At 51.3% G+C, this 13,433-nt stretch carries 8 protein-coding genes; 7 read left to right on the top strand and 1 reads right to left on the bottom strand.

Going from position 1 to position 13,433, the window contains the following annotated elements:
- Positions 1-136: 136 nt before the first annotated feature.
- Positions 137-769 (bottom strand): transposase, encoded by a 633-nt coding sequence (locus NTV65_09630; GenBank protein MCX6115453.1) that lies wholly within the window; start codon positions 767-769, stop codon positions 137-139.
- A gap of 995 nt (positions 770-1,764) precedes the next feature.
- On the opposite strand from NTV65_09630, the gene NTV65_09625 reads away from it, so the two are divergent.
- The 7 genes from NTV65_09625 to NTV65_09595 all read left to right on the top strand — a co-directional run.
- Complete coding sequence (locus tag NTV65_09625; protein ID MCX6115452.1) at positions 1,765-2,892, top strand: efflux RND transporter periplasmic adaptor subunit; 1,128 nt, start codon at positions 1,765-1,767, stop codon at positions 2,890-2,892.
- A gap of 9 nt (positions 2,893-2,901) precedes the next feature.
- Positions 2,902-5,982 carry an efflux RND transporter permease subunit gene (locus tag NTV65_09620; GenBank protein ID MCX6115451.1) on the top strand — a complete coding sequence of 1,027 codons (3,081 nt, stop codon included), beginning with the start codon at positions 2,902-2,904 and terminating at the stop codon, positions 5,980-5,982.
- Between the two features lie 243 nt (positions 5,983-6,225).
- Positions 6,226-6,903: a lytic transglycosylase domain-containing protein gene (locus NTV65_09615; protein MCX6115450.1), complete on the top strand. Its 678-nt coding sequence runs from the start codon at positions 6,226-6,228 to the stop codon at positions 6,901-6,903.
- A 126-nt stretch (positions 6,904-7,029) separates the two neighbouring features.
- Entirely contained in the window at positions 7,030-7,707 is a 678-nt protein-coding gene (gene pgsA / locus NTV65_09610; protein MCX6115449.1) for a CDP-diacylglycerol--glycerol-3-phosphate 3-phosphatidyltransferase, read from the top strand.
- Between the two features lie 157 nt (positions 7,708-7,864).
- Positions 7,865-11,239: an AAA family ATPase gene (locus NTV65_09605; protein ID MCX6115448.1), complete on the top strand. Its 3,375-nt coding sequence runs from the start codon at positions 7,865-7,867 to the stop codon at positions 11,237-11,239.
- A gap of 51 nt (positions 11,240-11,290) precedes the next feature.
- The gene (ftsY, locus tag NTV65_09600) at positions 11,291-12,715 is read left to right on the top strand and encodes a signal recognition particle-docking protein FtsY (GenBank protein ID MCX6115447.1); all 1,425 of its coding nucleotides are present in this window, start codon (positions 11,291-11,293) and stop codon (positions 12,713-12,715) included.
- Positions 12,716-12,732: 17 nt separating this feature from the next.
- Positions 12,733-13,433 (top strand): phosphotransferase (locus tag NTV65_09595; protein ID MCX6115446.1); only part of this gene is annotated, 701 nt, incomplete at its 3' end.

The raw sequence follows: 13,433 nt of genomic DNA, 5'->3' as shown, positions 1-13,433 counted from the left end.
ACAACTTATCAACAAGTTATGAGTCTCCCCCCTCGAGCACCCCCCTCCAGCCCCTGCGGGGCTGAGGAACAGCCGAGGCTACTGATTTAAGACTATGTGTTCAAAGAAAGGGGACCTTGACAAAGCTCTAACCTGCTTAATATACGGCTTTTCTAGCGAATTTCTGAAAGTGCAAACTCCTTGCGTTCGATTTAAGAGACAATCGTTCTTTCCCTTTTTTTCTGTCGGGCTGCTGCAATGTAGGATTAATCATGAACAATCGCCTCACCCGATCTTCGATGTCATCTGGAGGATCGAACATGAGCAGAATGATGGAATCCTTGATAGCATGAAATGAGATGACTTTATTCACCTGCTGTCGATATCGCGTTCTCTTAGCTGCTAGTTCGCCATTCACCTCCGCTGATAGGATAGTCTCCAAACCACTCACAAAGAGGGTCGAGAAGAAATCCTGCTTGATAGCTTCAACGGTTCGTCCCGTGAAGTTGTCGACAGCAAGGCGGCTCTTGATTGCTTGAAAGAACGTCTCGATTTTCCATCGTTTATAGTAGAGCTTTTTGAAGTCCTTTAGTGGATATCGTTTCTGATCGAGAAGCGATGTTGCTAATACCTCTACCTCTCCGTCCGCGAGGACTATCCTGATAAACCTCATGCGCAGACTATGTGCCAGTTCCGTATCGTCATGGAAGTGAGCGGGACGTTCAACCTCGGCTACTATATCTTTGTGCGCGGCATCGGTGAATAGTTGATGATATTTCTGATAAGTCAAAGGATAGGAAGATCAATTCACTTTCCGCAAGTAGCTGATCTGCCCTATCGACATTGCAATGGGGGCACGGAGGGTCCTCAGGTAGCCGAAAGTTTTAGTCGACATTGCAATGGGGGCACGGAGGGTCCTCAGGTAGCCGAAAGTTTTAGGGATGTTGTTTGTCGTCGCCCAGATTACCGTTTTAAGCCAACCAGAAGAGCATGAGAGGACAAGTTAAGAGGACAAGAGGGTGTTGAGCTTACAGTCGTACTAGAAGAACGCCCGTAGTTGTTTTGGGATGGTAGGGACGGTGCGGCGATGCGGAGCGTCTTCGATTACCTCCAGATAGATATGCGCTGCGAATTTCACAGCCCGCTTTGCCCCGCATGCTGGGCACACCCCGCGGCATTTATAGGAGAAGGATAGGAGAAGGCAACCAGCTGCGGCGGCAGGAAGTTGATAATGACACGGACGCCATAGAAACGCTGTTTTGTGATTGATTATGATATACGGCGATATTTCAAAAGCCTTAGGTACATGTCTTGTGAACTAACACAAAACACATACGCCTAAAGCAGTATGGGGCCTAGAATAAGGATAGCTCTAAAAGAATGTGTTCATACCTAGTGCAATGCTTTCTAGAGGGAATCGTAGAGCGTCTTTTGAGAGAGGGAGAGTCCTTGAACCTGTTACAAACTGTGAGCGAAACTAATCTACTTTTATGAGTCGGAAGTATTAGTTACGGGGTGCCTTTAGGGGATAATCTATGTTAGCTGCGACATTTTATCACAGTGATTTTTCTTAATAGGGCGCTTAGTATGTGCGACACAATGCTATCTATAGCGGTCAAGGGGCATCGGTAGCGTAATTGCCTAAGTGAGGGGCAAGGTGGTGGGGGCTCTCTACACGCGTTATTCGAGGTAGCTGGTGACGGATAAGCTCAACGCGCGTCGTGTACAATTTCTCACTGAGGGGCTACAACAGGTGCAGCGATTTGTTGGAGCGAAAGGAAAGTTATGAAGAAACAGATATCACGCACTCTTTTAGTGATGTTTGTTATTACGCTTGTTCTTGGAGGTGTTAAAGCGATCCAGATCGCTATGGCGATCGCCGAGCATGCCAATTTTCAGCGCCCCCCTGAGGCTGTTACAACGATTCGCGCTTCACGCGCTCAGTGGCGAGAGATTTTTGGGACCGTTGGCTCCTTTGTCTCAATGCGGGGCGCAACCTTAAGCGCCAAAGAATCTGGTACTATAGTTGCGGTACGGTTCGACTCCGGAGCGAAGGTAAAGGCTGGAGATATCCTTATTGAGATCGATAGCTCCGTTGAAACGGCAAATCTTAAAGGAGCGCTTGCTCGACTTGAGTTTGCAAAACAGACCCTTGAGCGAGTGCAGAGGCTTAAAGGTCAGAGCGCGGTGTCTCTCTCAAATCTAGAAGATGCCGAATCAAGAGTTATTCAGGTGGAGTCAGAGGTTCAATCAATAAAAGCAGCGATTGAACGAAAGACAGTTGTCGCACCTTTCGACGGCCGAGCGGGTATTAGAACCGTGAACGTTGCAAGCTTTGCTACGGCAGGTTCGCCACTTGTTCCGCTCTACTCATCTGATCCTATCTACTTTAATTTTTCCGTTTCTCAACAGCTCGCCCCGATGCTTTCAACTCGGGATACAGTAGTTATCTCGGTAGACGCATTTCCGGGAAGGTCATTCTCCGGAGCGATCACCGCAATCAATCCAAATATCGACGAGGTAACTCGAACTATCAATGTTCAGGCAACGGTTGCAAATCCTCAGGAGGAGCTTCTTCCAGGGATGTTCGGATCGGTCTCTCTTGAATACGGAGCGGCAAAAGAGACTCTCACGCTCCCCTCTAGTGGCGTGACCTATGCTACGTACGGAAACTCTGTCTATATCGTTGAGCATAAAAAAGACGCCGAGGGTAACGATACCTCCACTGTGAGGCAGCAGATCGTTGAACTTGGAAGCGCCCGCGGGGATCTCGTGGCGGTCCTAAAAGGTGTTCAGGAGGGAGAAGAGGTGGTTAGCTCAGGAGCGTTTAAGTTAAGACCAGGATCTAGTGTAAGTATTCAAGAGAAGGGGGCGCCGCCAGCGTCCCTAAATCCATCGGTGAACAACTCATAAGGAGTCCTCATGAAGTTTACCGATCTCTTCATTAGGCGGCCCGTTCTCGCCATCTGTTTGAATCTCCTTATATTCATCGCCGGATACACGGCAATAACGAAGCTTAACGTTCGACAGTATCCTCGCAGCGACTCCGCCTCGGTAACTGTTAAAACAGCTTACGTAGGAGCTCCGGCCGATCTCGTTCGAGGGTATATCTCCACTCCTCTTGAGCGAGTAATAGCGAGCGCGGATGGAATCGATTACATCGAATCTTCTAGTAAACAGGGAATAAGTGAGATTACGGTCCATCTTCGGTTAAATTATGACGTTAACGCCGCTCTCACACAGATCCAATCGAAGGTCGCGCAGGTTCGAAACGATCTCCCTCCTGAGGCGGAAGTTCCCGTTATCAACGTAGAGAGTAGCGACAATCGATTTGCGTCTATGTATCTTGGCTTCTCCGCCAAAGACATGACCCCCAATCAGATTACCGATTACCTCACCAGGGTGGTGCAGCCGCAGATTACGGCGGTGTCCGGTGTGCAAAAAGCCGACATACTTGGAGCGCGCGTATTCGCGATGCGAATCTGGTTAAATCCAGACCGCATGGCTGCGCTTGGTATCAGCGCTACCGATGTTCGGCAGGCCCTCTCACGCAACAACTTCCTCTCCGCGGTTGGTAACACGAAGGGCTCCATGATCTCGGTGAGCTTAATCGCCAATACGGACCTTAAAACTCCAGAGGAGTTCAAAGAGTTAGTTGTGCGACAGGAGAAGAATCGGATTATACGCCTAGAAGAGATCGCTGAAGTGTCCCTGGGCGCTGAAAATTATGACGAGGACGTTCGATTTAATGGAGAGGCTGCCATATTTATGGGCGTGTGGGTTCTTCCAAACGCGAACTCTCTCGACGTCGTAAAAAGGGTACGTGATGTGTTGCCTCAGATCCAGGCGAACCTTCCATCAGGCGCTTCGCTTGCTATTCCGTACGACGCGACGAAGTATATTAGAGACTCCATCAAAGAGGTTCTCTTCACCTTGAGCGAGACGATTCTGATCGTTGTCGCCGTCATCTTCCTTTTTATTGGATCGCTTCGAGCGGTTCTTGTCCCGGTAATCGCTATTCCGCTTTCGCTCGTTGGCGCCGCGATAATCATGCTGTGCTGCGGTTTTACCGTAAATCTTCTGACACTGTTGGCTGTTGTGCTTGCGGTTGGATTGGTGGTTGATGATGCGATTGTGATGCTTGAGAACGTTGAGCGTTACATTAACAATGGAATGGACCCCATTCCCGCGGCGATACGAGCCGCGCGAGAGCTATTTGGACCAACGGTGGCGATGACGATAACTCTCGCCGCTGTGTACGCGCCGATAGGTATTCAAGGAGGACTCACTGGCGCGCTCTTTAAAGAATTCGCCTTCACGCTCGCGGGTGCCGTAGTATTTTCAGGAATCGTTGCGTTAACACTCTCGCCGATGATGGCGTCTAAGCTCGTGCGCAAATCGCAGCAAGAGCACTCCTTTAAGCGCAGAGTTGATGGGTTTCTTAATCGGCTCCGCGAGCGGTATGAGAAGATGTTGCGAGTAGTTTTGCGGTATCGTCCCACCGTTGTTGTCGCATCTGTATGGCTGGCAGTGCTCATCATACCGTTCTATATGTTCGCGACCAAGGAGCTGGCGCCTCGTGAGGACCAGGGGGTGCTCTTTGGGATAGTTCAGGGAGCCCCCAACGCCACGATCGAGCAGATGCAGCTCTCCACCGGACAAGTGCACGATATCTACAAATCCTTTCCTGAGTATCGAGGGGCGTTTCAGTTGACGAGCCCCGGATTCGGATTTTCAGGTCTCGTGACAAAAGCGTGGGGCGAGCGCTCTCGTACGGTCCACGAGATAGAACCAGAGTTGTGGAAAAAGTTTTCTAGCGTCCCAGGAGTTCGGGTAATCGTAACCTCTCCGCCGCCGCTTCCAGGAGGAAGCGACTTCCCCGTCGAGTTTATTATCTCTTCGACCGCTGAGCACAAGGAGATCGTATCATACGCGAATCAATTGGTAGGCGCCGCCTTTCAGAGCGGCAAGTTCATGTTCGCTGATACCGATCTTAAGTTTGATATCTCTCAAAGTGAGATAGATATAGATCGAGATAAAGCAAACGCGATGGGAATTTCACTTGCTGGTATAGGGCAAGATCTATCGGTATTCATCGGAGGAAATTACGTTAATAGGTTCTCCATTCTTGGTCGAAGTTACAAGGTCATTCCACAGGTTCGGCGCAGCGATAGGTTGAATCCAGAACAGCTCCTTGAGCTGCACATACGTGGGCCCGAAGGTACGTTAATTCCACTAGGAGCCGTTGCTCAGATTAAAGATATCGTAAAGCCGCGACAGCTCAATCGTTTTCAACAGCTCAACTCCGCGAAGATTCAAGGCGCAATCGTTCCAGGTGTTAGTATTAACGACGGACTCGCCGTTCTTGAGGCAAAAGCAAAAGAGATACTACCTGCCGGTTACGTTATGGATTACGCGGGAGAGTCTCGTCAGCTCAGAAAAGAGGGGCAGAGTATGACCGGTACGCTCGTGCTCGCACTCATCGTTATCTTCATCGTTCTGGCGGCACAATTCGAAAGCTTCGTTGACCCACTTATTATTCTGGCAGGGTCTGTGCCCCTTGCTCTCGCTGGAGCTCTCTTATTCGTGTTTCTAGGGTTTACCTCGTTAAATATATATTCTCAGGTTGGATTAGTTACACTCGTGGGGTTAGTAGCAAAAAATGGAATCCTTATCGTTGAGTTCGCGAATCGCTTGCAGGAGCAGGGAGTAGAGAGGCTTGAAGCTGTGGTCCAGGCCGCTACAACTCGTCTTAGACCTATCCTTATGACGTCTACGGCGACCGTTGTCGGGCACTTCCCCCTTGTTATCGCCACTGGAGCCGGAGGCTCCGCTCGAAACAGTATAGGTATTATGTTGGTAACGGGAATGATTATCGGCACGGTGTTTACCCTCTTTGCGGTGCCGGTGTTTTATTCCTTAATCGGTGGCCGGCCTAGAAAGCAGCGCGAATACGTTGATGGGCAGGAAGAAGAACCGAGACTTGTGGGCGCGCTACTCTAGTTATCATCTGGATTATCATCTGGTACGGGGTTACTTAGGGATGTGCTGCTCTGTGCGGCTCTGTTGCTGCGGCAAAACTTGCCGATCGCTATAGTTTTCAACTACTTATGTAGTATCCTAAGGCCTTAATAAGAAAGTATTCAGGAGCCCGCGCCCATTCCTTCGCATCTGAATAGGGTGCGGTAATTGGGGTGCGTTAGATGTAGCAGTTTGGGGCTATAAATTAACCGGAGCACGGGGGCTGTGAAGGATAATATTTTTCGAATAACTACTGAATTAAAAGCGGCACGAATAAGACGCATAGTGCGTTGCATCGTGTGCGCTTTTTGTATCTGCGCAACCCCTTTTTCGGCAGAAGCCGGTAAGCAGGAGGCGCGCATCTTTGTTGTTCGCGAGAGCGACGGTACAATCCGCTTTACTAATCAAGCTCCAACCGGAGGCGTACAGGCGCAGGTCTTTACCGCGCGGGCCGGGGGGGGAACGTTCGTAAAACTGGGATCTAAGCAACGGTCGGGCCGATTATTTTTAGAGCTATATAACGGCGCTATTACGGCAGCGGCGGACGAGCACCGGGTTGATCCCGCCCTAATCAGGGCCGTAATTCATGCCGAGTCAGCCTTTAATCCTCGTGCCGTATCCCCTAAGGGCGCAGTGGGGTTGATGCAGCTTATGCCCGGCACCGCACGCATGTTAGGGGTAAGGAACTCATTCGCCCCAGCCTCTAATATTCAGGGAGGCACACGTTACCTGGCGCAGCTTCTTAGACGCTATAAAAATGAGGCACACGCCATTGCGGCCTATAACGCTGGGGAGGTCCCGGTAGATCGTTATAACGGTATTCCACCCTATGCCGAGACGCGCGAGTACGTTAGGCGTGTACTGGCGTTGAAAAAGCAGTATAGTGCCAATTCTAATGGCTGAATAACTGTTCACCCATAAAATAAGAGTCCCCGATCAGGGGATGTAAAGAAAAGCGGATCTTTAGGGCCGATTGCAAGATTGAATCTTTTTAACCACCGACAAGTTTATACTTGGGTGAATAGTTACATGGTTGATTGGTACAAACGACTCCCAAACTGGCTGACCTTCTTACGGCTAATACTTATCCCAGTATTTGTGCTAGTATTGATTAATCCAACCCGTGCTGCGCTCAATATCGCCGCGGTGATATTCGTTCTTGCCGCTATTACCGACTATGCAGATGGCTGGTTCGCGCGCCGCTATGCCGCGGTAACCGACTTCGGAAAGCTCTTGGACCCCCTTGCCGATAAGATCTTAGTTATGGCGGCCCTGGTTATGTTGGTGACTGTGCGGGATGAACAGTGCGTGTCTTTTGTGCCGGGGTGGATGGTCGTTCTTATCCTGGCGCGTGAGTTTTGGGTGACAGGGTTGCGAGCTTTCGCAGCTAAGGGGGGTGCGGTGGTCGCAGCCAAGACTGGCGGAAAGGTCAAGAGCTTCCTGCAGATGGTTGGTATCCTTGCTCTTCTGCTGCATGATTACTCCTTTCACCTGCTCGGTATGCGCATGACCTGGCAGTTCGTCGGATTAAACATATTGGTGATCTCTCTAGCGTTCTCATACGTTTCAGCGGTCGATTATTCGCTGATGATCCTGGCACCCTCTAAGGGTACCCTGGCCGAGGTAACTAAACGCCTGGGTGCTAACATGATGGGGGAGCGGGGGGGCGAGTCATCTAAGTCAGAGCCACCCGAACCTAAGCAATAGCTAAGACCACCTAATACCATCTAATACGGGCAGTTATTATCCTCTAAGAGGCTAGCTGTAAGGGAGTAAGGTGAATAGTTACCAATATTCTTCCTAGTGCTTTCTTACTTTAAGAGTGTTAAATTACTGATAGTTGTAACATTTGCTATCAGGTGCCATGCGAGTAGAACGGTTAGAGATCTTTGGATTTAAGTCATTTATGGAACGCCTAGTGCTACCCCTCGAAGCGGGTGTGACCGGCGTTGTGGGCCCCAATGGGTGCGGAAAGTCTAATATCATAGACGCATTGCGCTGGGTTCTTGGGGAGACCAGGGCCTCACAGCTACGTGGAGATGTGCTGGAAGACGTAATCTTTAACGGCACCGAGACGCTTAGGCCGCTCGGCTTAGCTGAGGTCACCCTTGTTATCCGTGCCGATCGAGAGAGTATTTTTCAGGATCTACTCGGGTACTACGAGGCAACTGAGGGACAGGGACTGGGGCTGGAGGTGAATGAGGCTACTGCTGAGATCGCCACTAGCGCAGATGGCAGTGCAGAGCAGGCAGTAGATAACAGCGCAGAGAACAGCGACGAGATCCTATCTAAAGAGGGCGTCTCAGCAGCAGAGCAAGCAACCGAATCTTCAAGCGCAGATTTTCTCTCTGATATTCGCGCCTCGCTTTCAAAGTACTCATGGTTAAAGTCGGTCAGTGAGGTTCAGATCACGCGACGACTATATCGCAGCGGCGAGTCAGAGTTTTTTATCAATAAGGTGCAGTGCCGTCTTAAAGATCTAAAGGAGCTCTTCCGTGTGATCGGACTCGCAGCGCGTGGCTATACGATCATTGCGCAGGGCGAGATCGGACGCATTATTGCGGCTAAGCCCGACGATCGGCGCACGGTGATTGAGGAGGCTGCGCATATCGCCGGTTTCCGAGAAAATATGAACGCAGTTGCCAAGCGCGTTGTAGATACAGAGGGGCAGGTTGTTCGTCTTGATGATGTTATTAAAGAGATCTCGCGTCAGGTGGCGAACCTTAAGCGTCAGGCGGCACGTGCTGCAACCCGTGCCGAGTTGAAGGGTGAGTTGGTTGTCTCTGAGAGAGATCTTTTTCGTGATACGCTCGGGAGGCTCAACAAGCGGGCCGTAGAGAGCGCTCACAAAGCTGAGGGATTATTATTGGAGGAGCAGAGCTCTCAGATTGCGCTTAGTGATATTCGCTCCGAGGAGCAACGCGCACGAGAAGCGGCCGTTAGGTTTGATAGCGAGATCGATCAACTTAGGGTGCGAACAGATGAGATTAAGGATGAGCTTACCCGTCGCAACCGTGAAGTAGCTGCTAAGGAGTCGCGCCAGCGTGAGATCAATTCAGTAGTTCAAGCTCGACAGACCGAGATCCGACGGCTCGAAGAGCGTCGTGTGATGCTTAGCCAACGTCGTCAGGAATCGCAGGGCTCGCTTTCAAAGCTAGAGGCCAACGCTACTGAGATTGAGCAGACCCTTACTGCGCTCGATTTATCAGGCGAGGAGGAGCTAAAGAACCTTGCAGTTGAGCTGCAGACCCTGCGCGAAGACCAGAGAAATAAAGACAGAACGATCCGTGATATGCGTGACAAGTTAGTGTCGGCGCAGAGTAGGCGTGAAGCGTTGCAGTCTCAGATGGCAGCGGCCTCTCCAATTGCACACCTTAAGCGTGCGCTCGGTGGTGCAGACAAGCTACCGAACGAAGTTACCGCTCAGTATAAGTTGCTGGTCGATGGTATTAAGATTCCAGATAGCTACACCAAGGCGCTACAGTCAGTTCTCGCCGAGCGCGCTACGTTCCTAGTCGTTGATGAGGTCAGCAAGGTGGCACGCACCTTCCAGGAGCTTGTGCTTAAGGCCGATCCACAAAATAAGAGGGGTATCGGCATCGGGCTATTTGCCTCGATTCCTGAGGATGCCAGCGTCGACAGCCAGAGCAATAATCATAGCAGCAATCACAACCCAGATTTACAATCCGGCTATGAAGGCATCTCGCCGCTACTCTCGCATGTAGAGACCCTCCCATGGAGTAAGGGGCTTGTAGCTCGACTACTCTCTAAGGTTTGGTTGGCGCGTGACCTTGATACCGCAACCGCATACCTGGATCTCTTAGCAACACAGGGGCAGCCAGATCCAGAGACGGTGATCGTTACTGAAAGTGGGGATCTTCTCTCTCCCTGGAGCTTTTATAGCCTGCGCCATGAGGGTGGTGTTATTCAGATGAAGAGTAAGATTGATGAAGCTAGCCGCGTCATCGATGAGAATCAGGGTGGCTATGATGCTATAGTAGCGCAACGCGATCAGCTGCTCACCAGAATTGTTACTGGAGAGAAGCGGCATGCTGAGCTTCTGCGCGCCATTCAACAGGGGCAAGCCAAGCTGCGTGAGCTAACGAATCGTCAGTCTGAGATGCGCGGGCGTCTGCAGAGTGAGAGCAAGATGCTCACCCAGTTAGACGGAGATCTGCAGCGCATAGAGCCGCAGATTGCAGAGATTAATCAGCAGTTGGCCACCTATGAGGATTCTCTGCGTGAGATTGCTGAGGAGCTTACAGCCCTTAAGCAGCGTGACAACTCCGAGATAGAGGGAGCTTACAACGAGGTATCAAGAGAGCTCCGAGAGCTTGAGGATCAACGTCGAGCGTTGCGAGAGTCCTCTGCACAGATTCTGCGCAGTGTTGAGCTGAAGCGACAGGCCTATGAGGCTATTCGCGATCGGCTGATGCGAGAACGTATGGCTACTGAGCGTCTTAAGGGCGAGCTAAGTAGCGTTGAGACGAACATTCGTGATCGCCAGGGAGAGGAGATCCTGCGCGCTCTGCTGCAAGAGGCGCAGAGCACCGAGATGCTGATTGAGGAGGCGCGCCGCAACCTTGAGGAGCGCGTAAATGCAATTCGACAACGACTTGAGCGTGAGGGCGAGGTTGATCCGGGCGTGATCGAGCAGTGTCAAGTAGAGAGTCTGCGGCTTGAAGAGCTGACAACTCAGCGTGACGATCTTGTCCGAGCTATCGAGACCCTACGCACGACCTTAACGGAGCTATCCGAGGCGTGCACACGGCGGTTTCTCGCAACCTTTGATGCCATTCGCAAGAACTTCGCATTCTTCGGCCCGAAGCTATTCGGAGGCGGAAGTGCTGAGTTAGCTTTGGTAGATCCCAATAATCCGCTGCAGTCCGGTGTTGAGATTGTGGTCTGCCCTCCTGGTAAGAGGCCAAAGAGTATCGATCTGCTCTCTGGAGGCGAGAAGGCTCTCTGCGCTATCGCCCTAGTGTTTAGTATGTTCATGGTACGTCCAAGCCCGATATGCGTCTTGGATGAGGTAGATGCTCCACTTGATGAGGCTAACGTACATCGTTTCGTATCGTTCATTAAGGAGATGAGTACCCGTACGCAGTTCCTGATGGTTACTCATAATAAGCAATCTATGGCAGCCGCTGATTCGCTGGTTGGGGTTACCATGCCGCAACCGGGAGCATCTAAGATTCTTACTGTATCGCTGCAGGAGGCGGTTAAGCAGGTCGCATAGCGCTAGGAGGGGGTTAAAGTGGGGCGCGCATCGTAATAAGGAAGGGGTAGCATGCAATCGTTGATCGATAAACTCACAAATTTTTCACGGCTTACAGCTGAGAACGCCGATACGGATGTTATTCTGGTGCTGATTGCTGCTGCTTTCATTGCGCTACTGCTGCTGGTGATAGGGCTACGCACGACGATCTATCGCAACTTTGATCGTAAGGGGATCGTAGCCGTTGCACGGCGGGTTGAGCATCTAGAGGAAAGCCTGCTGGTGTTGCGTGAAGAGATGAGCGCCACGGTTGAGCAGCTTCGTGAGATTACGGATGATTTTAAACGAGAGCTCTCGCTAGGTACGGGTAGCGGTGGTAGCGGCAGTGGCGCTCCACCTAGCGGTGGTGGTGGTGCTCTCGGTGGTACCGGCTCCGACAAGGGGGGGCGTCAGGCAGCCGCACCGCAAGCTCCGGTTACTCAAGCCGTTACAACGGTCAAGGTTGAGCCGATAGTGCGCGGTATGGAGAGGAGCCGAAGGAGCTTCTTGGGTCGACTCAAGAGCCTCTTTGCTGGCCGAGCAGCGCTCGATAGCTCTAATCTAGACGATCTTGAGGAGCTTCTGATCCTGAGTGACGTTGGAGCACGCTGCGCGGCCCTTCTCGTTGCAAGCGTTCGCAGAAGCTCTGAGCAGAGCACTGGAATGAGTGAATCAGAGCTACGCGAGATCCTCAAGGCTGGGGTGCGCGCAGAACTTATTCCAGTAGCAGATGACCATCCGATGTATGCACCGGTTATCTCACCGCAGATCGTTCTTGTGGTCGGTGTTAACGGAGTTGGAAAAACAACGACCGTTGCAAAGCTAGCAGCTCGTTATCAGAAGCAGGGAAAGAGGGTTATGGTGATAGCGGCCGATACCTTTCGGGCCGCCGCTGTGCAGCAATTAGCTGAATGGAGCAACAGGATTGGGTTTCAACTTGTCAGTGGTGCTGAAAATGCAAAGCCCGGTGCTGTGGTGTTTGATGGCATGGCTCTGGCAAAAGAGGGTGCAGTTGATGTGGTGTTGATCGACACAGCGGGACGATTGCACACAAAAGCAAATCTGATGCAGGAGCTTGAGGGGGTGCGCAACTCTATTCGCAAGCACATTCCGGATGCTCCGCATCAGACTATCTTGGTGCTTGATGGTGTTAGTGGTCAAAATGCTTTGGCACAGGCACGCGAGTTTAATAGCGCCGTTGCTCTGACAGGTATAGTTATTACAAAGCTTGACGGTACTCCGAAGGGCGGCATCGTTATTGCAATCTCACAGGAGCTTAAGATTCCCGTTCTCTTTGTAGGGGTAGGGGAGCGGGCAGAGGATCTGATCCGATTTAGATCTGAGCAGTTTGTAGAAGCGCTCTTTGATGATAGCTTTGATGTGGATGGGCCGACTGCCGTCGGTCTTACGCCAGGGCTAGATTCTGCTCGGTTGAATTCTCCAGCAAGCCATATTTAAAATCAGCAGAAGCGGATATGGAACAAGCGCACATAGTCCCAATAGCAACCCTTAAACTCTTTGATATTCCGGGTGAGTTAATATCGGTTGAGGAGCTAAAGCGCGGGCATATTAACCGTACCTATGTGGGGGTATGGGAGTATAAAGGAGTTCGAAAACGTTACGTACACCAGGTGGTGAATCACCGTATCTTTCAAGATATTCCAGCTCTGATGCGAAATCTGGAGGTGGTGACGACCACACTCCGTGCTGGCTATAGTCGCCAGGCAACTCAATCGGGTGACTCAACCCTGCAGGTAACTCTAGCGCGAGATGGTAGCGCCTTTATTATAGATGAGGCCGGAGAGTACTGGCGCACCGTTGAGTTTATCGAGCATACCACCTCCTATGATATATGCCCTGGGCCGGCGGCGGCCTTTGAAGCAGCGGCGATCCTCGGTCGATTTCAGCGCGCTCTGATCGGAGTTCCTGCGCATACCCTGACCGATACCATTCCGTTTTTTCATCACGGCGGGCGTCGATTTAAAACTTTCGAAGAATCCCTTGCGCGCGATCTAGAGCACCGAGCAGCAGAGGCGAGCGAGCAGATTCATTTCGCCCTTAAGCGAAGGGAGCTTGGCAGTTTGTTGGTTGCGGCACTTGAGGCCAAAGAGATTCCGGCGCGTGTATGTCATAACGATATGAAGCTTAATAACGTGCTTTTTGACGCTACGGGAAC

Source organism: Pseudomonadota bacterium, from assembly GCA_026390555.1.
Classification (GTDB): Bacteria; Bdellovibrionota_C; UBA2361; order UBA2361; family OMII01; genus OMII01.
This window is presented reverse-complemented; position numbering and strand designations above follow the sequence as displayed.

Excerpts from the sequence above, each read along its gene's own strand:
- pgsA (MCX6115449.1), top strand. The coding sequence starts at position 7,030 with ATGGTTGATTGGTACAAACGACTCCCAAACTGGCTGACCTTCTTACGG.
- NTV65_09620 (MCX6115451.1), top strand. The coding sequence starts at position 2,902 with ATGAAGTTTACCGATCTCTTCATTAGGCGGCCCGTTCTCGCCATCTGT.
- NTV65_09625 (MCX6115452.1), top strand. The coding sequence starts at position 1,765 with ATGAAGAAACAGATATCACGCACTCTTTTAGTGATGTTTGTTATTACG.
- NTV65_09605 (MCX6115448.1), top strand. The coding sequence starts at position 7,865 with ATGCGAGTAGAACGGTTAGAGATCTTTGGATTTAAGTCATTTATGGAA.
- ftsY (MCX6115447.1), top strand. The coding sequence starts at position 11,291 with ATGCAATCGTTGATCGATAAACTCACAAATTTTTCACGGCTTACAGCT.